The sequence below is a fragment of the Nocardia jinanensis genome (assembly GCF_014645735.1).
GTDB lineage: Bacteria > Actinomycetota > Actinomycetes > Mycobacteriales > Mycobacteriaceae > Nocardia > Nocardia jinanensis.
On sequence record NZ_BMMH01000002.1, the window covers coordinates 377,554 to 397,312 of the forward strand.

The following is a 19,759-nucleotide window of genomic DNA, read 5'->3' on the forward strand; positions in this document are numbered from 1 at the left end:
TCGGATCAGAGATTCAGCCCGGTCCCGTGGATACCGTGCTCGTCGATGAGGGCGAGCTCGTCATCGGTGAGCTCCGGGAACTGCAGGGCGGCGATATTGTGGTCGAGCTGAGCAGTGCTGCTCGCGCCGATCAGCGCCGAGGTGACCTCGGGCCGCCGCAATACCCATTGGAGGGCGAGCTGGGCCAGCGACTGGCCCCGGGCCGCGGCGATCTTGTCGAGTTCGGCCGTGCGCCGCCGGTAGGTCTCGTCGATCACCTCGGGTGACAGGAATGTGCTGTTCACCGCGCGGGCTCCCTCGGGAATGCGCTCGAGGTATTTATCGGTCAGCAGCCCCTGCGCCAGTGGCGAATAGACGATCGCGCCGAAACCGTCCTGTCGTGCGATGTCCAGCAGGCCGTTCTGCTCCGGCCGCCGGTCGTAGACGGAGTACCGGGTCTGGTGGATGAGCAACGGCACGCCCGCCGCCCGCAGCAGTTCGGCGGCCTCGTGGGCCCGGTCGGGCAGGTAGTTGGAAATTCCGACGTAGAGTGCTTTGCCCTGCTGCACCGCGGCGGCCAACGCCCCCACCGTCTCCTCCAGCGGCGTCCCGGGATCGGGGCTGTGATGGTAGAAGATATCGACGTAATCGGTACCGAGATCGCGCAGACTGTGCTCGAGCGAGGTGAGCAGCGATTTACGGGACCCCCCTTTGAGGTAGGGGCTCGGCCCGATCGGATTTCCGGCCTTTGTCGCCAGGACGAGCTCGTCCCGGTAGGGCGCGAGATCCTTGGCGAGCACCCGCCCGAAGTTCTTCTGCGCGGCGCGATGCGGCGGGCCGTAGCGGTCGGCGTTGTCGAAATGGGTGATCCCCAGATCGAATGCGTGCAGGATGATCTCACGCTGTGTCTCGAACGGGTAGTCGGTGCCGAACTTCTGCCACAGTCCGAAAGAGAACGCGGGCAGGTCGAGTCCGGAGTTGCCGCTGCGCCGATACGGGACTTTCTCGTAACGGTCCTCGGCGGCGGTGTAGGTCAGGTCGAAGGGGCCGTAGCTCATCCGGACAGTTGACCATCCACGCGCCCGCGCAGCGATGGGTCGGCTCACCCTGATCGAAATCTGCTGCCACAGCGAGGTCAGGCGAGCCCGCCGTTGACGTAGAGCACCTGCCCGTCGACCCAGCGGGCCGGGCCCGCGAGGAAGGCGACCGTCTCCGCGATATCGGCCGGTTCACCGAGTCGTTCCAGCGGTGACATCCGGGCGAGCGCATCGATGGCGGCGTCGTCCTTGCCGTCGAGGAACAGCGGTGTCGCGGTCGGTCCCGGGGCGACCACATTGACCGTCACATCGCGGCCGCGCAACTCCCGGGCCAGGATCAGGGTCATCGCCTCCACCGCGCCCTTGGTCGCCGCGTAGGCGGCATAGCCGGGCTGCTGGAGCCGGATGACCGAGGACGAGAAATTGATCAGCGCGCCGCCGGGGGCCAGAGTGCGCGCGGCCAGCCGCGAAACCACGAAAGTGCCGCGGACGTTGGTGCGGTGCATCCGGTCGAACGCGTCGAGATCGAACTCGGCCACCGGCCCGAGCAGCATGATGCCTGCGGTGTTGACCACCACGTCGATCCCGCCGAAACGGTCGGTGATCTCGGTGAACAGCTTTTCCACCCGGTCGGAATCGGCCACATCCCCGCCCATCGCCACCGCGGTCCCGCCGCGGCCGGTGATGGCGGAGACGACCTCCTCGGCGCGCCCGGCATTACCGGCGTAGTGCACGACCACGGTCGTTCCGTCCGCGGCGAGGCGTTCGGCCACAGCCCGGCCGATCCCACCGGAGCCTCCGGTGACCAGGGCGATGCGATCGGGCGATGCGGGCACAGGCACCTCCTGGTATGTCACCTGAGTGCGGCACCGGTCGGCGGGACCGCACCGATTCCGCGTCGATCCTCGCACCGGCGATCGCGATCGGGCGACGACACGCGGGCGAGCGGCCGAGAGATCACCGTCGGAGATCGACCGCACCACCCCGCGCCGGGCACAACCCGGTTCCGGCCCTCGAGCCCGGGCGCGGGCCGCGCACCGCCGGCCGGGTATCAGTGCAACGGGAATCCCTGGGCCGCCAGAGATTCGCGGAGCCGGTCCCGGCCCTTCAGGGCTTCCGCCGACGCCAGCCGCGCCAGCACCCGGTCGGTCCACGAATGCGCCAAGTCCTGCTCGGCGTAGAACTGCGCGATCCGCTGCTCGTAGTCGTCGAGATGATCGGGCTGCGCGGGCCGGTAAGTCTCCTCGTGCAGAACGGCGGCCTGCGGCAGGCGCGGTTTGACCCGGGCGTTCTCCAACGGATCCGGCTCGCCCACCACCAGTCCGACCACCGCGAACACACCGGCGGGCAGCGCCAGCTCGGCAGCCACCTGCTCCGGGTTGTTGCGGATCGCGCCGATGTAGACCGTGCCCAGTCCCAGCGATTCCGCCGCGACCACCGCATTCTGCGCGGCCAGCGCGGCGTCCAGGAACGCGACATAACTGGATTCCAGATAGTCGGCCCCGTCCAGCGGCGCCCCCCGCTCGGCGGCCAGGCCGCGCAGCCGGGCGAGGTCGGCGGTCCACACCAGCAGCAGCGGAGCCTGCCGGATCTGTTCCTGATCACCGGCCAGCGCGGCCAGCCGGGCCTTACGCTGCGGGTCGCGGACCGCGACCACACTCCACACCTGGAGGTTGGACGAGGTGGGGGCGGACTGGGCCGCCGAGATCAGTAGTTCCAGTACGCCGTCGGGCAGCGGATCGGGCAGATAGCGGCGTACCGATCGGTGCTCGTGCAGAACCTGCAGGACCGGATTCCATTCGGCCGGGGCCGTCGGTGCGGGATCACGGTAGCGCTCGGCCACCACCTGGTCCGGAGACGGTGCGATCTGGGTCATGGTGTCATCGTCGCCGCACCGGCGGCCACGGTCAGCGGTTGGCCGCACCTCGAGCCGAAAACCCGCGGCCCGCCGCTCACCACACCCATCTTCAGGCTCTGGACAGATCCTCGGACAGGTCCCGCGCCTCGACACCTTCGGGCAGCCGCACTTCATCGATCAGTTCGGGCCGGTCGTCGTATTCCAGGCGCAGCGCCCGGCAGATGGTCGCGTACATGTCGTACAGGGTGGTGATGTAGGTGAGCTCGAGGATCTCCTGATCGCTCAGCGCGCCCCGCAGCACCTCGAACACCTCGTCCGGCACCCGGCCGCCGTCGTAGACGAGCGCGTCGGTGTAGGCCAGTACCGCCCGTTCGAGCGGAGAGTAACTGTCACTGATCTGCCAATGCGGCACAGCGGCGATCTTCTCCTCGGGCACTCCGAGCGAGCGCATCTGCTTACAGTGCTGGGAGAAGACGAACTGGCTGCCCCGGGCGAATCCGGCCCGGCACTGTCCGAGTTCGCGCAGCGTGGGGTCGAGCGTCGCGTTGCGGTACACCGCGAAGCCCCGGACCGCGTGCCGGAACACCTCGGGCGACTGGGTCCGGCGCATATCGGACATCGGACAGGCCGCCCGGATATCACCGAGATCCGCGATAGTCCTCGAGCGGGCCGCGCGGCGACGCAGCCGCGCCGGGCTGCTGCGGGTTTCCGATCCGCACCGCCTGAGCTGACCCCACGGACTCGTGCCGCCGGTAGCGGTCGCCCTCGGACGCCGGGGCTCGCTACCGGCGGCCCACCTGCTTTCCCGGGAAATACGAACTCGACCCGCGGTAGCCGGCCCGGCCACCGGGATCGGCGCGCTGCCGGGCAGCCTCATCGGCAGGGGCCCGGCTGTGTCGCCGGAGCGATCATCGGCCGATGCACAGCGAACTCGGAACACGACGAAGCCGCCGGAGAGCAGCTTCCGGCAGCTCCCCGGCGGCAAAACGGGCGGACCCAGGCCTCGTAAGACCCACACCGACCGGGGCGCGCAGATGGAACGGCCGCTCGAGCGAGGAACGATTCGGATCACACCGACCCACACCCGGCTCCGCCGCCACCCGGGCTGCGGCCGATCGCGGTGATCCGTCTCGCGGTCACCAGCCGCCGATGTGGACGATCCGGTCCAGATCCGTCCGAACGGCGGGTTTGAAGTCGGTGCCCTTCGTGTACGCGACCGGCAGCAACGCACCCTGAGACACGGTGTCGTAAGGAATGCCGAGGATTTCGGCCGCTTCGCGCTCGTAGCTCAGATGCAGGGTGGTCCACGCCGTGCCGAGCCCGCGGGAACGGGCGGCCAGGCAGAAGCTCCACACCGCGGGAAACAGTGACGACCAGTGAGACGCGCTCTGCGCACTGGGCGCCGCGTCCACCCGCCCCTCGATGCACGGAACGAGCAGGGTGGGCACCTCGCCCATCTTCTCCGCCAGATACGTCGCCGAACTCGCGATACGCTGCCGGGCGGCATCGGCGGTGGAGTCCGAGCCGGCCTGGTTCCCCGGGAAGTACTTCGAGGCCGCGTAGCGTTCGAACGACTTCCGGTACAGCTCCCCCAGCCCGCGTTTTCGCTCGGCGTCGGTGACCACGACCCAGTGCCAGCCCTGCTGGTTGGAACCACTCGGCGCCTGGACCGCCAGTTCGATACACTCCCGCACGACCTCGAGCGGGACCTCACGATCGAGGTCGAGTCGCTTTCGCACCGCCCGGGTGGTGGACAGCAGTTCGTCGGTCGACAGGTCCAGCTCTCTCGGCACAATCACCCTTTCGATCGGACCGGGCACAACGCCCGGTTCGGCTAGTCAGCTCATTCGAGGCTAATCGAGGCGGCCACTGCGCAGAGCCGCACCCGGCCCCCACGACTCCGGCTCGGGCATGTCGGATTTGCGATAGTTGATTACTGCAAGCAACTGATCTAGTTTTAGTTAGCGAAGGGAACTAACCACCGGTTTGGAGTTATCGTGCCAGTCTCATCGGATACCACACAGAACCTCCTCGGTGAACTGTTCCTGATCAGCCGTGCTCTCCGGAGCACTCTGGCCCATTCCGACGCGGGCCAGCTCCTTCCCGGCGGGCTCGGCGTACTGTCCACTCTCGAGACGGCGGGCCCCTGCCGGCAGGTGGGCCTCGCGGCCGACCTCCGTATCACCCCGTCGGCGATGAGCCGGCATATCACCGAACTGGCCGCCGCCGGATATATCAGCCGCGAGGCCGATCCGAGCGACGGTCGCGCCAGCCTGGTCCAGCTCACCCCCGAAGGCCAGGATCTACTGCACCACATACGGGCATTCCACACCCAGCACCTCCAGGAAACCCTCGTCGACTGGACCGAGGACGACGTGGAACAGGCGTACCAGGTGGTACGCCGCCTCCGGAATTCCCTCAACTCCCGGGACCGCTGTGGCACGGCGGACGAGAACCCGCAGGTTTCGAAAGAGAGAGCCGATGTCTGACACCGAGGCGCCAGCCTCTCGCGATCCGCTCGCCATGAGCCATCGCGAAATCCTCGAAGCGATGACCGGTCTGCTGGCGGCGCTGTTCACCGCGCTGCTGAGCACGACCATCGTCGCCAATGCCCTGCCCACGATCATCGGCGATCTACAGGCCTCACAGACGGCCTACGCCTGGGTCATCACCACGGCACTGCTCACCAACGCGGCCTCGACGCCGATCTGGGGCAAACTGGCCGACCTGTTCAACAAGAAGACGCTGGTGCAGCTGGGCATCGTGATCTTCGTCGTCGGCTCGGTGATCGCTGGGTTCGCGCACGATGTCGGGCTACTCCTGGCCGCTCGCGCCCTACAGGGCGTCGGCATGGGCGGTTTGACGGCTCTTGTCGTCGCGATCATCGGCAGCATCATCCCGCCCCGTGAACGCGGTCGGTATTCCGGCTATATGGGTGCGGTCATGGCGGTCTCGATGACCGGCGGACCGATCCTCGGTGGCGTGATCGTCGACAGCCCGCTCGGCTGGCGCTGGTGCTTCTTCATCTGCATCCCGCTCGCCGTGATCGCGCTGTTCCTCCTGCAGCGCACGCTACGACTGCCCACCACCCGCAAGAAGGGTGTGAGCATCGACTGGCTCGGCGCCACTCTGCTCACCGCCGGCGTCTCCGTACTGCTGATCTGGGTGTCCTTCGCCGGTAAATCCGGTTACTACGACTGGTGGTCCACCGAATCCGCGCTCTATGTGGGCGGCGGGGTGTTGCTACTGGCACTGACGGTCCTCGTCGAGTCGCGGGTCAAGGATCCGGTCATCCCGCTCAAGATCATCACCGAACGCACCACCGCGCTGGCCATCATCGCCTCGATCGCCGTGGGTGTGGGCATGTTCGGTGCCACCACCTTCCTCGGGCAGTACCTCCAGACCGCCCGCGGCTACTCCCCGACCGCCGCCGGTCTGCTGTCGTCACCGATGGTGGCCGGAATGCTCGTGGCCTCGGTGGTCTCCGGTCAGCTGATCACCAGGTTCGGTAAGTGGAAGCGCTTCGTCGTCACCGGCGCGGCCCTGCTGGTGATCGGATTCGCCCTGCTGTCCACGGTCGACCACGCCACGAACATCTGGCTCATCGGCTGCTTCATCACCCTGACCGGCGCCGGCGTCGGCATGATGATGCAGAACCTGGTGCTGGCGGTGCAGAACACCGTGAGCGTGCACAATATCGGCGCGGCCTCCAGCAGCGTCGCTTTCTTCCGCACCTTCGGCGGCGCCATCGGGGTCTCGGTACTGGGTTCGGTACTGGCGACCCGGGTCGGCGAACTGTCCACCGCGCGGTTCGCCGAACTCGGTATCCACACGGCCTCCTCCGGCAGCGGCAATCTCGATCTCACAGCGCTACCCGCCCCGATCGCCGAGATCGTGCGCTTCGCCTACGGCGACGCCACCGGGCGGATCTTCCTGATCGCGGCGGTGACCACCGCCGTGGCGCTCGTCGCGACCGCCCTGCTCCCGAACCGCCCGCTGCGGCGCACCATCGATATCGAGCCGCCCGTCGACCCCGCGGCGGCCACCGATATGGACCCAAAGGATCGGGTGCCCGACGATCTCGCCGATCTGGAGAGCACCCCGGCGGCCCCCGAGCCCGCGGGCCGGCACCACGCACCGATGGCCCAGGAGACCGACGATCCGCGGACCGAGCCGGCACCGGTACCCGTCGGCGCGCTCACCGCGCAGGCGACCGCCGGGCAGAACGGGCACGGCATGTACAGCGCGGCCGTGACCACGGAGAACTCACTGCCGGGTTCCCGGTCTTCCGGGACAGGCGAGGAGAGCGGATCGTTCCATGGCCGTATCACCCGCGAGGACGGACACCCGGTACCGAGTGCGGCGCTGACCCTGATCGACCAGCGCGGGCACCAGGTCGCGCGGGCCGCCGGGTCCACCGACGGCAATTTCGCGATCAGCGCGCCCGGACCGGGCAGTTATGTGCTGATCGTATCGGCTCCGGGACATCGGCCGACGGCGGTCAATGTCGCACACGCCGCGCAGTCCCAGCGCACGGATCTCACCCTCTCGGGGCTCGGCGAACTGTCGGGCACGGTCCGGTCGGCCCGCGGCGGTGCGCCGTTGGCCGGTGCGACAGTGACGGTCACCGACCAGTACGGCGAGGTCGTCGCGTCGGCCGCATCGGCCGAGGATGGCGCGTACCTGTGCCACGGCGTGGTCCCGGGGACCTACACCCTGGTCGCGGTCGCCGAACATATGCGTCCGACCGCCACAGCACTGACCGTGCCCGACAGCGGCCGGCTGCGTCACGAGATCGAACTCGCTCCGATGGCCGTGCTGACCGGATCGGCCCGGGCGGACGGCGGCCGAGTAGTGGCGGATATCCAGATCACCGTCCTCGACGCCACCGGCGATGTCACCGCCACAGCACGCACCGACGAGGACGGGCGCTACACCGTGCCCGATCTGCCCGAAGGGCAGTACACGGTTGTGGCCCGGGGCTATCCGCCGGTCACCGGGCAGATCAGTATCTCCGGTGAAGAGGTCGGATACGACGTCGAGCTCGGATACGGAACCGACGAGCAGGGGTGACCGAGCGGCTGCGGGGTGGTCCGGGAAGGGACTCCCCCGCAGCAGGTTCCGGAATGCCACCTCCGGCATTGCCCGATGCGCGACCAGGGCAACCGTGCCGAGCTTGTCGCCCCTCTCCACCGAGCCCGGTCGGCCACGGCCGCGGTTCGACATGGCTGAGCTCGCGGGTGATCGACAGGAGGCACATCCATGACTGCTACGCACACCGAGGTAACCGACCGAGCCGGCGACACCGGCAGTGCGGGCCTCTGCGGTGGAGATCACTGCGGGATCGCGGGTCAGCGCACCCGGAACAAAGCCGGGTCACCACTGCGGTCGATCGATACTCATCGTGGGCAGGCACCGCGACCTCGGCGCGACCCTTGGCGTGACCGTCGGTGACCCTATCGTGACCTCGCGGCCGGAAATTGATGATTCCTTGTCTGGATTCGACCTTGTGACCGGCGAAAACTAGGGGTGCTGTGCGAATGATATCCGTGGTTTCAGCCGACCGAAGGATGTGCGATGTCAACCAGAATCACCAAGATCTTCGCCGCGACCGCGATCGCTCTCTCCCTGGGCGCCATCGCGGCTCCTGTCGCCTCGGCGTCAGCTGTGTCCGCCACCCCGATCGAGGGCTCGGTCGTGATCGGAATCTGCGTGCCTCTCGGCAGCGCCGAAGTCTGCATCTGAGATCCGTGACCACGGATCGCCCCCGCCGGTGAGCTGTTGGCCGGTGCGGGTGCGGGAGTAGCAGTCCGGCCCGGCGCGGCCGGGTGAATCATCTCTTTTACTGATCTCGACACAACCGCGAACCAACCGGAAGAGCGCACGTTGCTCGTCGAGGAGCGTGCGCCGGGATGAGCAGGTCGCCACCACGCGTGACCTGCTCATCCGTTTTCGCACGCTCATCGTGGGGCGATATTGTGCCGCGCGGCGGCCGGCCGGCCGAGCGCAAACCACCGTCCACGACCTGTACCCGGCCACCCGATATGGTTCCGCCTCGGTTCTCCCGGGCAGGCCCGGGATCGCTCAGAACATCATCATCATGACCATCATGATCATCATGTAACTGAAGAAGTTTTGGGACATCTCGAACTCCCTTCCGTTGGATCGACCCGTCCGTATGAGGCGCCGGACGCAACCGCGGCAACTATGCCGTTGTTGAACGGTACGATATTCAACGGCTTGAGGTTTCGAAGAGACGCTTCCCTTTCCGGGGAACAGAGAACCGAGTCCACACCCCGCCCACCCAGCTCCCGCGGATGGCGACAGCTAGTGCGGCGAAGGGGTTTTCAAATGCGCGTCGAAGAACGCGAAAACGCGTCGCCAGGCATCATCGGTGGCTTCCGCGTCGTAGCCGAGCCCCGTCACTCGTATTACGGGCTCCACAGGTAGCCGGTTGGCGAAGCCGTGAGTGACCCCGGAATAAGTCTTGACATCGTGTGCCACGCCGTAATCGTCGAGCACCTGTTCCAGCCGGTGCGCGCGGCCGATATTGATCGGATCCAACCGGCCGTAGCTGGCCACGATCGGGCAGCTGCCGCGCAGCGTCTCGGCGTAGTTGCCCCGGCTGGTCGGATAGAACGGAGCGGCGGCATCGAAACCGCGTGGCGCGGTCAGCAACGCGAAACCCCCGCCCATACAGAAACCGGCCACCGCGACGCGGCCGGTGCTCGACGAATCGTCGCGCACCCGCCGCAGCGCCGCGAGAATATCGCGCACCGTCTTTCCCGCACCGGTGAACAGCAGATCGCGGAAAACCCCTGGCACACACCGCGGCCCGCGGAAGAACAGATCCGGCGCGATCACCAGATAGCCGTTATCGGCCAGCATGCGGGCATTGCGGCGCAGATCCGAGGTCAGACCGACCGCGTCGTGCAACAGCACCACCCCGGGCCACGGTCCGGCGCCCTCGGGCGACTCCCATACGGCCTCGATATCGCCGTCGGGCGCGGACACCTCGATCATCGTCATCAGCGGTCACCTCTGTTCGATCCGGAACTCTCGCAGACAACAGCGGGGTGAGTCTACTGCCGATTGTGGTGCGGTCGCCCGCGGCGCCGCGGGCGGGTTCGCACGGCGGACGACTTCCCCGCTCAGTCGTGATCGACAGTGCCGATGACCTCGCCCGTCCGCGCGTCCACGGTGACCTCGTATTCCACACCGGCGGAGGTCACAACCTCCACCTCCCATACCGGCGTGCGATGCTCGGTCTCGAATTCGGCCGAGACCGAGCGACTGTCCGGTACCGCGGCCGCGGCGATATCCATGGCCCGCGAGCGATCGATTCCCGGATCGGCGACAAGTGACCACTCGGTGCCCGGCACACCCTGCGCGGCGGTGCCGATCTGCGGGGCGTGCCCGAGAGCGACGGTGGCGACGCCGATACTGGCGCCGGCGACCACGGCCGCGACAACGGCGCCGATGAGAATCCAGCGTAGACCGCCGACCGCGTGACGAATGACGCTTGCCATGGTGAAACCTCCTGGGTGGATGTTCGTCCCGAATGTGCTCACCACTGTGGCAAGGAGATACTGAACGTGACCTGAAGCCACCTGAAGAAGATTTCAGCAACGATCTGCCACTCTGGGTAGATGCGTCTGCTGATCGTGGAGGACGAGAAACGCCTCGCCCTCACACTCGCGAAAGGGTTGTCCGCGGAGGGATTCGCGGTCGACGTCGTTCACGACGGGGCCGAAGGCCTGCACCGGGCGACCAGCACCGACTACGACCTGATAATCCTGGACATCATGCTGCCCGGTATGAACGGCTACCGGGTGTGCGCGACTCTGCGCGCCGCCGGCCACGAGACGCCGGTCCTGATGCTCACCGCCAAGGACGGCGAATACGACGAGGCCGAGGGCTTGGACACCGGCGCCGACGACTATCTCAGCAAACCGTTCTCGTATGTGGTTCTGGTGGCCCGGATCCGGGCTCTGCTGCGCCGCCGCACCCGTGGTGGAGTACAGGTGTTGCGTATCGGCGATCTGGTCGTCGACCCAGCCACCCACACCTGCCGTCGCGGCGATCGGGACGTCTCGCTCACGGCCAAGGAGTTCGCGGTACTGGAGCAGCTGGCCGTACGAGCCGGTGAAGTCGTATCGAAAGCCGATATCCTGCAGCATGTCTGGGACTTCGCCTACGACGGCGACCCGAATATCGTCGAGGTCTACATCAGCACGCTGCGGCGCAAGATCGACGCGCCTTTCGGCTGCCGGACCATCCTGACGGTGCGCGGAGCGGGATACCGGCTGGCGGCCCGTGGCTGAGCGAACGCGCCGCCGGAGCAACTGGTGGAGTTCGGTCCGGGCGCGCACCACGACCGCGGCCACGGTGGTGGTCGCCATCGCCCTGACCGCTACCGGGCTGATCGTCCTCGCGGCATTACGCGACAACCTGGTCGACAGCGCGGAACTGCAGGCCGGCAAGACCGTTCACGATATCGCCGGGCAGGTGGAGGCGGGGACACCGCTGGGCCGGCTGCGTCTACCGGATCCCGAAGACGAACCGGTTCAGGTCGTCTCGGCCGACGGACAGGTACTCGCCGCCGATGAGGAACTACGAGGCCAGGGCCCGATGGCGGACTTCGGGCCGGGCTCCACCACGGGTGGCGACTCCGAGGAGGACGACGGGGCGGAAAGTGAATCCGGCGACGGTCCGGCCGATGACGACGCTGATGACGACGACACTGATGACGACGACGACACTGATGATTCGGCGAGCGAAGAGGACGGCTCACCGGGTTCTGGGCACGTTGCCTCCGGACCCGGCACCGACGCCGGGCTCGCCGCGGATGCGGCGGCACGTACCGGCCCGGCGGACGACACGGCCTCGACCACCGAACCGGTCTTCGGACAGGCACAGTTGACGGTAGGTGATACCGAGCCCGCCAGTTATCGGATCGCCGCGCTCGCGAGTACGACCCCCGACGGCCGGCCGGTCACCGTCTACGCGGGTGCCTCGCTGGATACCGCCGACAGCGCGGTCGCCGATGTGCGACGGGCCATGCTGATCGGCCTGCCGCTACTGCTCGCCGTGGTCGCCGCGGTGACCTGGCTGGTGACCCGGTGGGCGTTGCGCCCGGTCGAGTCCATCCGGTCCGAACTCGCCGAGATCATGCACGGAGATCTGTCGCGGCGGGTCCCGGAGCCCACAGCACGCGACGAGATCGCCCGGTTGGCCGCCACCACCAACGAAACCCTCGCCGCGTTGGAACAGTCCTCGGAACGGCAACGCCGGTTCATCGCCGACGCCGCGCACGAACTACGCAGCCCCATCGCCAGTCTGCGCACCCAGCTCGAAGTGGCGCAGGCACATCCGGGCCTGCTCGAACTCGACGGATTGCTGAGCGATACCGTGCGGCTGGAACATCTCGCGGCCGATCTGCTGCTGCTGGCCCGGCTCGACGCGGGTGAGCAACCACGATCGGACCGGGTCGATCTCGCGCTGCTGGTCCGGGAGGAGCTGGGCCATCGAGTGGGCGACCGTGCACCGGTCGGCGCCGGACTTCCGCGCGAGCCGCTCGTGATCACCGGCAGCCGTACCCAGATCGCCCGGGTCCTGGGCAATCTCGTCGACAATGCGCAGCGGCACGCGGCGACGGCGGTGCGGGTGACGGTGGAACGCCGGGGTGATCGGGTCGTGCTGGCCGTAGCCGACGACGGCAGGGGGGTACCCGAGGCCGACCGGGAGCGGATCTTCCAGCGTTTCGTGCGGCTCGACGACGCCCGCAGCCGGGATGACGGCGGTGCGGGGCTGGGTCTGGCGATCGTCCGCGATGTGGTCCAGCGCCACGGTGGCACGATACGGGTCGAGTCCGCGGACTCCGGCGGCGCTCGGTTCGTGGTGGAGTTTCCGGTCACACCCTGACCCCGCCCCGACGGCATCACCGGCGCCGATCAGGTCGCTCCGCTCGAGGTGCGGCGCGCCTGCTCCGACACCACCGCCTACCGCTCCCGCGATGCCACGAGCAGCGCACCCTCGACCACGCGGCGTTCGTGACCGTGCCGACCGGGGAATCCGGTGCGGCGGCAGGTGTCGCCTCTCGCGGACTGTGTGTTCGCCTTCGGCGGCTCCGGCAGCTGTCTCTCGATGACCGTAGCGGTGCGCTGCTCCTACCATCTGGCGCAGCCGCGAGCGTGCGGACTCGCGGGCGGATTAGCATCGGCGATCATGACGCAGGAGGCGGCCGGCCCGGCCGAACCGGATTTCCCGATACTGGTGATCGGCGCCGGGCAATCCGGTCTGTCGGCCGGCTACCACCTGCGGCGGCGCGGACTCGTCCCCGGGCAGGATTTCCTCATCGTCGACCACGCCCCCGGCCCCGGCGGCGCATGGCAGTTCCGCTGGTCGTCGCTGACCCTGAGCACCGTGAACCGGGTGCACGACCTGCCCGGTATGGCCTTCGCCGAGAACGCGGCGGCCACCGGCGCGGGATCGGCCGGCGCCGCGGTCCCGGCCGCGACCGCGGTACCGCGCTACTACCAGCGTTACGAGGAACATTTCGAGCTGGCGGTACGCAGGCCGGTGAGTGTGCGGGTGGTGTGCGACCGCAGCGAACGCGACGGCCTGCTGCACGCCGAGACCGACCGGGCGGGAACTCTGCGGGTACGCGGACTGATCAATGGAACCGGGACCTGGGAACATCCCTTCATCCCGCATTATCGCGGCGCCGCGGCTTTCGCCGGCCGGCAACTGCACACCCGCGATTACCGCAGCCCGGACGAGTTCGCGGGGAAGCACGTGGTCGTGGTCGGGGGTGGTATCTCCGCGGTCCAGTTGCTCGACGAGATATCCCGGGTCACGTCCACCACTTGGGTGACGCGATCCGAACCCGCGTTCCGGGACACCGGGTTCGATGCGGACGCGGGCCGGCGGGCGGTGGCGATCGTGGAGGACAGGGTGCGGCGGGGACTCCCTCCGGGGTCGGTGGTCTCGGTGACCGGTCTCCCGCTCGACGACCGCCTCCGAGGGGCGCGGGACCGCGGGGTACTGCGTCGCCGGCCGGTGTTCGACCATATCGAGCCCGGGGGTGTGCGCTGGGCCGACGGAAGTTTCCAGCCCGCGCAGGTGATCCTGTGGGCGACCGGATTCCGAAGCGCCCTGGACCATCTGGCCCCGCTACGGTTGCGCGGGCCGGGCGGCGGGATCACCATGACCGGCAGGCTCGCCACGCAGGTGGCGGTGGATCCGCGAATCCACCTGATCGGGTACGGGCCGTCCGCCAGTACCGTGGGCGCGAATCGGGCCGGCCGGGCGGCCGTGGCCGAACTCACCGGCTACCTGGGCCTGAGCTGAACGACGAAATCCCAGGGCGGGCAGACCGTGGCCGGAACGGCCGCCGAGCTCGCCGCGCTCAGCGCAGTAGGTCGTCCAGGATCCGGCGCGCGGTCACGACCCGCGCCTCGTCACCCACCTGCCGAGCTGTGTTGGCGGCGCTGACGATCGCATCGATCTCGAAGGCCAATGTCTCCGCGTCCCGCCCGTTCAGATCACCCATCTCCTGGGTCTTGCGGATCTCCTCGGACAGGAACCGCATCCAGTCCTCGTGATCGGCGACGACCGCGTCGCGTACCGGGCCGGGCCTGCTGTCGAATTCGGTGAGCACCGCGACGCGGAAGCAGCCGCCCGGGAACACCGGATCGGTGATATAGCCGAGCCAGCGTTCGACCAGCACGCGCAGCCTGGGCAGACCTCGCGGTGCGGACAGAGCGGGCGTGATGATCTGTTCGACGAACACCTCGCGCCCGGCCCGGACCGCCGCCAGCTGGAGCGCTTCCTTCGTTTTGAACAGTGTGGCGATCCCGCTCTTGCTGATACCCAGATCAGTCGCCAGCCTGCCCAGGCTGACACCCGCGAGTCCCTCGACCGATGCCACATCCGCGGCATGCCGTGCGATCGCGGCCCGGGATCGAGCCCCCTTCACCAGCCGTTGATCCGTACTCGCCTCCGCCATACGGACCATTCTGACACCCCCCCGCTTGTCAATACGAACGATCGGTCGTATTTTCTATACGAACGTTCGTACGTTTTGTTTCCTCCAGCTTCCAGGATTCCCATGACCGAAATGCCCGTGCGGACCACCGGCCCGCAGCCCACCGGACGCGCCAACGGCGCGCTCGTCGTCGCCTCCGGGGCGGCCTTCCTCGCCTTTCTCGACCTGTCGGTCGTCAATATCGCCTTCCCCTCTCTCACCCGCGACCACCCCGGCACCTCCACCACCACCCTGACCTGGGTGGTCAGCGGCTACGCCGTCGCGTTCGCGGCGCTGCTCACTCCCGGCGGGCGGATCGCCGACGCGCTGGGACGGCGCACACTCTTCCTCGCCGCCCTGATGGGTTTCGCGCTCACTTCCCTGCTGTGCGGGCTCGCGCCGAGCGCCGGCTGGCTGGTCGCCGGGCGGATGGCGCAGGGTGCGACTGCCGCGCTGATGGTGCCCGCCGCCCTCGGCGCGCTGCTGAGTGTCACCCCGCGCGAACGTATCGGTAGCGCCATCGCGGCGTGGTCGGCGGCCGGCGGCCTCGCCGCGGTCGTGGGCCCGGCGCTCGGCGGTGCGCTGGTCGAAGCCTTCGGCTGGCGTTCGGTCTTCGTGATCAATGTGCCGGTCGCACTGGCCCTGGCCGGTATGGCATTCCGCATGCTGGCACCGGATACCGGACATACCGACGGCGTCCTGCCGGACCCGATCGGCACGATCATGGTCGCACTGGGGTTGGGGGGACTCGTCGCCGGAGTGACCGAGGGCCAGCGCTGGGGCTGGACCGCACCCGGCACACTGGTGGTCCTCGGACTCGGCGCCGTACTCGCTCTCGCCGCCCTGCTCCGGTCGTTCCGGCATCCGAATCCCGCCCTCGCCGTGGAACTCTGGCGCAGCAGGCCGTTCGCGTTGGCCAATGCCGCCTCGTTCGCGTTCGGTGCCGCCATGTTCGCCTGGTTGCTGGCCGGCCCGATGTTCCTCGACGCGCTGTGGGGCTATTCGGTCCTCGGTTCGGCCGCGGCGCTGAGCGTGGGCGCGGTGGCCTCCATGGTGACCGCCACGCTCACCGGGCGCATCACCGCACCGGGTACCCGTCGCCGGGCCGGGGTGCTCGGTGTCCTGATGTTCGTAGCCACGCTCATCTGGATGAGCACCGATGCGTTCGGCCCGACCCCGGCACTGTGGTCGGCGTGGATACCGGCCGGCGTACTCGGCGGCGGCGGTATCGGTATCGCGGTGACGGTTCTGGGCGCCGCCGCGGCGAACGCGTTACCGCCACACCGGTTCGCGGCGGGTACCGGTATGAACCTGACGGCCCGGCAACTGGGGGGCGCGCTCGGAATCGCCGTACTGGCCTCGGTTCTCGCCGCGCACCCCGCGCAACCGGAGACCGGTTTCCACACACTGTTCCTACTGTGCGCCGGATTCGCCACCGTCGCTGCCTGCCTCATGGCCGTACCGTCCCGACAGGAGTCGATATGATCCACGACCACCGCCGCACCGAATCCGACGATCCGATGCTGATCGACCCGGACACCGCCCGCGCTCTCCTCGGCGGCGCGCCATGGCGGCGATACGCGGTACTCGGCGATTCCATTGCCCAGGGTGTGGGCGACGCGTCCGCAGGCTACCGCGATATCGGCTGGTCGGATCGCGTCGCGGAGGTACTCACCGCGGCGAATCCCGGTGTGTCCTACCTGAACACCGGAAGGATCGGCGCCACCTCCGGCCAGATGCTCGACGAGCAACTGGACCGGGTACTCGAATTCCGGCCCGATCTCGTGCATCTGAGCTGCGGCGGCAACGATCTGTTCCATCAGGGCGGCGATACGGATCGGCTACGGGCGAATCTCGAGACCGCTTTCGCCGCACTGGCCGCCATCGGCGCCCAGTTGTGCACGTTCACGGTCGCCGATGTGTGGGATACCGGCAGAATGGCGCCGATGCGGCCCATGCGCGGGCGGATGGCCGAACTCAACGAGATCGTCCGCGCGCTGGCCGCCCGGTACGACACGGTGCTGGTGGACTTCTGGGAGCATCCGCTGCGCCTGCGCCCGGACCTCATGAGTGCCGACCTCATCCATTTCACGACCAGCGGGCACGCGGTGGTCGCGACAGAGATGATCCGCGCACTGGCGACGCGGATCTCGGCACCCGTCCGGCCGGCCTGACCGTCGCGCGAACTGTGCAGGTGTGCCCGGCAGGTCGGTGACCTGCCGGGCACACCTCCCGGATACGGCTCGGCGGATTCGGGATTCCTACCGTCCACCGCCCGAAATCCGCTCCCTGCGGAAAAGCCGCTCATCGGAGCCGGCATTCGCGGGGTACACGCCGCACCGCACCGGCGGTCGAGATATCGTGCGGCCGCCTCGTCGCCGACGCCGGCCAGCGACAGCGATCCGAAAGGCCGGCGGCGCAACCGGTCGAGATCGGCCCGGTCGAACACCGGTCCCGGCCCGCGGTCGTAGGGCAGCGTTCCGTCGGTCACCACCCTGTCTCCGGCGGCCGTGAGTATCGATATCCGCACCAGCGGTTTCGTCCGGGCGGATTCGGCGATCGGCACCGCCGTGTACTGAAGATCTCCGCACGGGCAGCGCTGGCCGCGCGTGCCGCCGCCGACTCCGCACGGCACACCGGTTCACAGGTCCGGCCGTCCGATCGTGGCGAAACCTCCACGGCGGGTTGACCACCGGCGATCGCGGGGCCCGCAGCCCTCCGCGATTCCCACGCGATCCGCCGGCGGGCGAATTCCGGACGGGATCCACTTTGTCGGCTCGAACGGTTAAGATCTGCGCCGGGCACAGCGAGGAGGAGTAGGTACCGACGTGGGAAGCTTCGGCCGTAGGTCACGGGCGCGGCGGGGATCCGGGGCAGGGGTAGCGATCCCCGCGATCACTGCGGGTCGGGGGGTCGACCGGTAAGCTCACGCGAGCATTCAGAGGTGGCTGTCCCACCGAGATAACGGATAACCGGCTCGGTGGATCTCGTTGCCGCCCTCGTTCGGCCACGCCGGGCCGGACATCTACCCGCAGCGCCTGCACCGGCGGTGCGTCATCGAGAAATCGACCCCCATATGGTTTTCGTCGGCCGTCTGGGGGCGGGTAGCGATGTCCGGGCAACCACGGGGCCCGCGCGGCCGGCGGCAGTCACCGGTCCGCACCCAGGACCGACGTCTCCACGACACTGTGCCGGGAGTTGTCACATTCCCGCATACCCACCCGAATCACACAGTGCCCGATCACTGTTCACCATCACCTATTTCCATGAAGGAGTTCTCATGTCCAGACGTTTGCCCGTATTCCGGATTCCCGGTGTCATGGCAGGCCTCGCCGTACTGAGCTGTGCCGTGCTGACCCTGTCCGGGTGTACCGGCGGGGAAGACTCGGTCCAGGGTTCCCCGGTGACGCCGGCGGCCACCGTTCCCGGACAGAACGGAGCCGACGAGGGCGGCGATGTCGACTTCGATGCCGCCATCGGCGATTGCGTCGCGCTGTCGGGGACGATGATGGACGCGGAGATCGACCACGCGCCGTGTGGTTCGGAGAATTCGAACTACAAGGTGGTCGCCAAGGCCCCCACCCAGGACGGCTGCGCGTCCGATGTCGATCAGACCTACTATGTGACGCTGGCCGGCCAGGAACAGGGTGCCCTCTGCCTCGATATCGATTGGGTCGAAGGCCAGTGCATGACGATTCCGACGGGCAGCGACAGCCCCAGCCACAGCCCGTGCACGCCGGGTAAGCCCGATACCGTCCACGTGGTCAAGATCCTCACCGGTACCACCGACGAAGCCGGATGCCCCGACGAGGCCACCAGCTACTACACCTACGACGAGCGGCAGCTCGTCACCTGCGTCGCCGAGGTGTAACCCCACCACGTCCGGTTACCGGCATGCGTGGCCTCACCTCGGGGTGTGGGGCCACGCGCGCTCCGTCCGGCTCCCCGCCCCGGGATTCGGGCCGGTCCGGCGACCACGGCCCTGTTTGCGGCCGACCGGCGGAGTTACACTGAGGATTCGGTACTGAATACGCGTTCTGTCCACATATGGCGGGGGGATGGCGCTACCAGGACTTCTGTGATGGATATCCGAACAGACGAGATCGCCGACGGTATCTACCGGTTCTCCACCTTCGTTCCCGAAGTGGGCCCGACGGGTTTCACGTTCAATCAGTTCTTCGTCGACGCCGCAGAACCCTTGCTGTTCCATACCGGGATGCGCGCCCTGTTCCCCGCGGTCTCCGCGGCCATAGCGCGGATCCGGCCGGTAGAAGAGCTCCGCTGGATCACCTTCGGCCACGTGGAGGCCGACGAGAGCGGCGCGATGAACCTGTTCCTCGACGCGGCCCCGCACGCGCAGGTGGCACATGGTGTCGTGGGCTGTCAGGTATCGCTGGACGACTTGGCCGATCGGCCGCCGCGGCGACTGGCCGACGGCGAGATCATCGATCTGGGTGACCGCCGCATCCAGCATCTGGACACCCCGCACACACCGCACAACTGGGAGGCGCGGGTGCTCTACGAGGAGTCCACCGGTGTGCTTTTCTGCGGCGATCTGATGACTCAACTCGGCGACGGCCCCGCGTTGACCGGCACCGATCTGGTCGGACCTGCCGAGGCTGCCGAGGACCTGTTCCACGCGACTTCGCTGGGACCGGCCGTTCCGGCGACTCTGCACCGGTTGGCCGGATTGCGGCCGACCACACTCGCCGTGATGCACGGCTCCAGCTTCATCGGTGACGGGGCCGCGGCCCTGCACGACCTCGCGACGGTCTTCGAGGACCGGATGGCCGCCTGACGCCCCGTAGGGTTTCACCGGGTGTCACCGCACCCGGACGACAGAGCGAGGAGGTACTG

General features: G+C 68.2%; 18 protein-coding genes and 1 pseudogene. 11 read left to right on the forward strand and 8 right to left on the reverse strand.

Annotation, left to right across the window (positions count from 1 at the left end; translation table 11 throughout):
* Positions 1-5 precede the first annotated feature (5 nt).
* From IEY68_RS06230 to IEY68_RS06250, 5 genes are all read right to left on the reverse strand, one after another.
* Positions 6-1,037: an aldo/keto reductase gene (locus tag IEY68_RS06230; RefSeq protein ID WP_062996975.1), complete on the reverse strand. Its 1,032-nt coding sequence runs from the start codon at positions 1,035-1,037 to the stop codon at positions 6-8.
* Between the two features lie 77 nt (positions 1,038-1,114).
* Positions 1,115-1,852 carry an SDR family oxidoreductase gene (locus IEY68_RS06235; RefSeq protein WP_062997228.1) on the reverse strand — a complete coding sequence of 246 codons (738 nt, stop codon included), beginning with the start codon at positions 1,850-1,852 and terminating at the stop codon, positions 1,115-1,117.
* A 215-nt stretch (positions 1,853-2,067) separates the two neighbouring features.
* Positions 2,068-2,892, reverse strand: a complete 825-nt coding sequence (locus IEY68_RS06240) for an NADPH-dependent oxidoreductase (protein WP_062996973.1) — start codon at positions 2,890-2,892, stop codon at positions 2,068-2,070.
* Positions 2,893-2,983: 91 nt separating this feature from the next.
* Entirely contained in the window at positions 2,984-3,484 is a 501-nt protein-coding gene (locus IEY68_RS06245) for a carboxymuconolactone decarboxylase family protein (protein ID WP_229718642.1), read from the reverse strand.
* Positions 3,485-4,010: 526 nt separating this feature from the next.
* Positions 4,011-4,667 (reverse strand): nitroreductase family protein, encoded by a 657-nt coding sequence (locus IEY68_RS06250; RefSeq protein WP_189094151.1) that lies wholly within the window; start codon positions 4,665-4,667, stop codon positions 4,011-4,013.
* Positions 4,668-4,871: 204 nt separating this feature from the next.
* Here IEY68_RS06250 and IEY68_RS06255 point away from each other — a divergent pair, with 204 nt between their 5' ends.
* The 4 genes and pseudogenes from IEY68_RS06255 to IEY68_RS06265 all read left to right on the forward strand — a co-directional run bounded on the left by IEY68_RS06255 (position 4,872) and on the right by IEY68_RS06265 (position 8,619).
* Positions 4,872-5,363: a MarR family winged helix-turn-helix transcriptional regulator gene (locus IEY68_RS06255; RefSeq protein WP_062996971.1), complete on the forward strand. Its 492-nt coding sequence runs from the start codon at positions 4,872-4,874 to the stop codon at positions 5,361-5,363.
* A 34-nt stretch (positions 5,364-5,397) separates the two neighbouring features.
* Positions 5,398-6,892, forward strand: a pseudogene (locus tag IEY68_RS36000) (MFS transporter); the annotation flags it as partial.
* A 218-nt stretch (positions 6,893-7,110) separates the two neighbouring features.
* Positions 7,111-7,947, forward strand: a complete 837-nt coding sequence (locus tag IEY68_RS36005; protein ID WP_229718675.1) for an MSCRAMM family protein — start codon at positions 7,111-7,113, stop codon at positions 7,945-7,947.
* Positions 7,948-8,451: 504 nt separating this feature from the next.
* Positions 8,452-8,619: a hypothetical protein gene (locus tag IEY68_RS06265; protein WP_189094086.1), complete on the forward strand. Its 168-nt coding sequence runs from the start codon at positions 8,452-8,454 to the stop codon at positions 8,617-8,619.
* Between the two features lie 582 nt (positions 8,620-9,201).
* Here the strand turns inward: IEY68_RS06265 and IEY68_RS06270 are convergent.
* Together IEY68_RS06270 and IEY68_RS06275 are read right to left on the reverse strand one after the other, a co-directional pair.
* On the reverse strand, positions 9,202-9,903 hold the full coding sequence (locus IEY68_RS06270; RefSeq protein WP_062996967.1) for a dienelactone hydrolase family protein: 702 nt from the start codon (positions 9,901-9,903) through the stop codon (positions 9,202-9,204).
* A gap of 122 nt (positions 9,904-10,025) precedes the next feature.
* Positions 10,026-10,403, reverse strand: a complete 378-nt coding sequence (locus IEY68_RS06275) for a PepSY domain-containing protein (protein ID WP_062996965.1) — start codon at positions 10,401-10,403, stop codon at positions 10,026-10,028.
* Between the two features lie 120 nt (positions 10,404-10,523).
* Between IEY68_RS06275 and IEY68_RS06280 the strand changes: the two genes are divergently transcribed.
* The 3 genes from IEY68_RS06280 to IEY68_RS06290 all read left to right on the forward strand — a co-directional run bounded on the left by IEY68_RS06280 (position 10,524) and on the right by IEY68_RS06290 (position 14,226).
* On the forward strand, positions 10,524-11,198 hold the full coding sequence (locus IEY68_RS06280; RefSeq protein ID WP_062996963.1) for a response regulator: 675 nt from the start codon (positions 10,524-10,526) through the stop codon (positions 11,196-11,198).
* Positions 11,191-12,798, forward strand: a complete 1,608-nt coding sequence (locus tag IEY68_RS06285) for a sensor histidine kinase (RefSeq protein WP_062996961.1) — start codon at positions 11,191-11,193, stop codon at positions 12,796-12,798. Before IEY68_RS06280 ends, IEY68_RS06285 begins: the two co-directional genes overlap by 8 nt.
* Before the next feature lie 303 nt (positions 12,799-13,101).
* Positions 13,102-14,226: an NAD(P)-binding domain-containing protein gene (locus IEY68_RS06290; protein WP_062997224.1), complete on the forward strand. Its 1,125-nt coding sequence runs from the start codon at positions 13,102-13,104 to the stop codon at positions 14,224-14,226.
* A 58-nt stretch (positions 14,227-14,284) separates the two neighbouring features.
* Here IEY68_RS06290 and IEY68_RS06295 read toward each other — a convergent pair whose 3' ends face one another.
* On the reverse strand, positions 14,285-14,884 hold the full coding sequence (locus tag IEY68_RS06295) for a TetR/AcrR family transcriptional regulator (RefSeq protein WP_062997222.1): 600 nt from the start codon (positions 14,882-14,884) through the stop codon (positions 14,285-14,287).
* 102 nt (positions 14,885-14,986) lie between these two features.
* Between IEY68_RS06295 and IEY68_RS06300 the strand changes: the two genes are divergently transcribed.
* From IEY68_RS06300 to IEY68_RS06315, 4 genes are all read left to right on the forward strand, one after another.
* Positions 14,987-16,387, forward strand: a complete 1,401-nt coding sequence (locus tag IEY68_RS06300; RefSeq protein ID WP_062996959.1) for an MFS transporter — start codon at positions 14,987-14,989, stop codon at positions 16,385-16,387.
* Positions 16,384-17,076 (forward strand): SGNH/GDSL hydrolase family protein, encoded by a 693-nt coding sequence (locus IEY68_RS06305; protein WP_062996957.1) that lies wholly within the window; start codon positions 16,384-16,386, stop codon positions 17,074-17,076. Before IEY68_RS06300 ends, IEY68_RS06305 begins: the two co-directional genes overlap by 4 nt.
* A 1,106-nt stretch (positions 17,077-18,182) precedes the next feature.
* Complete coding sequence (lppU, locus tag IEY68_RS06310) at positions 18,183-18,773, forward strand: LppU family putative lipoprotein (RefSeq protein WP_062996955.1); 591 nt, start codon at positions 18,183-18,185, stop codon at positions 18,771-18,773.
* A gap of 210 nt (positions 18,774-18,983) precedes the next feature.
* Entirely contained in the window at positions 18,984-19,700 is a 717-nt protein-coding gene (locus tag IEY68_RS06315; protein WP_062996953.1) for an oxygen-binding di-iron domain-containing protein, read from the forward strand.
* Positions 19,701-19,759: the final 59 nt, after the last annotated feature.

What these genes read in the sequence shown, in the direction of transcription:
- IEY68_RS06230 (WP_062996975.1), bottom strand. Translation starts at nt 1,037, where the DNA reads ATGAGCTACGGCCCCTTCGACCTGACCTACACCGCCGCCGAGGACCGT.
- IEY68_RS06240 (WP_062996973.1), bottom strand. Translation starts at nt 2,892, where the DNA reads ATGACCCAGATCGCACCGTCTCCGGACCAGGTGGTGGCCGAGCGCTAC.
- IEY68_RS06245 (WP_229718642.1), bottom strand. Translation starts at nt 3,484, where the DNA reads ATGCGCCGGACCCAGTCGCCCGAGGTGTTCCGGCACGCGGTCCGGGGC.
- IEY68_RS36005 (WP_229718675.1), top strand. Translation starts at nt 7,111, where the DNA reads ATGTACAGCGCGGCCGTGACCACGGAGAACTCACTGCCGGGTTCCCGG.
- IEY68_RS06265 (WP_189094086.1), top strand. Translation starts at nt 8,452, where the DNA reads ATGTCAACCAGAATCACCAAGATCTTCGCCGCGACCGCGATCGCTCTC.
- IEY68_RS06270 (WP_062996967.1), bottom strand. Translation starts at nt 9,903, where the DNA reads ATGACGATGATCGAGGTGTCCGCGCCCGACGGCGATATCGAGGCCGTA.
- IEY68_RS06275 (WP_062996965.1), bottom strand. Translation starts at nt 10,403, where the DNA reads ATGGCAAGCGTCATTCGTCACGCGGTCGGCGGTCTACGCTGGATTCTC.
- IEY68_RS06280 (WP_062996963.1), top strand. Translation starts at nt 10,524, where the DNA reads ATGCGTCTGCTGATCGTGGAGGACGAGAAACGCCTCGCCCTCACACTC.
- IEY68_RS06290 (WP_062997224.1), top strand. Translation starts at nt 13,102, where the DNA reads ATGACGCAGGAGGCGGCCGGCCCGGCCGAACCGGATTTCCCGATACTG.
- IEY68_RS06295 (WP_062997222.1), bottom strand. Translation starts at nt 14,884, where the DNA reads ATGGCGGAGGCGAGTACGGATCAACGGCTGGTGAAGGGGGCTCGATCC.
- IEY68_RS06300 (WP_062996959.1), top strand. Translation starts at nt 14,987, where the DNA reads ATGACCGAAATGCCCGTGCGGACCACCGGCCCGCAGCCCACCGGACGC.
- IEY68_RS06305 (WP_062996957.1), top strand. Translation starts at nt 16,384, where the DNA reads ATGATCCACGACCACCGCCGCACCGAATCCGACGATCCGATGCTGATC.
- lppU (WP_062996955.1), top strand. Translation starts at nt 18,183, where the DNA reads ATGTCCAGACGTTTGCCCGTATTCCGGATTCCCGGTGTCATGGCAGGC.
- IEY68_RS06315 (WP_062996953.1), top strand. Translation starts at nt 18,984, where the DNA reads ATGGATATCCGAACAGACGAGATCGCCGACGGTATCTACCGGTTCTCC.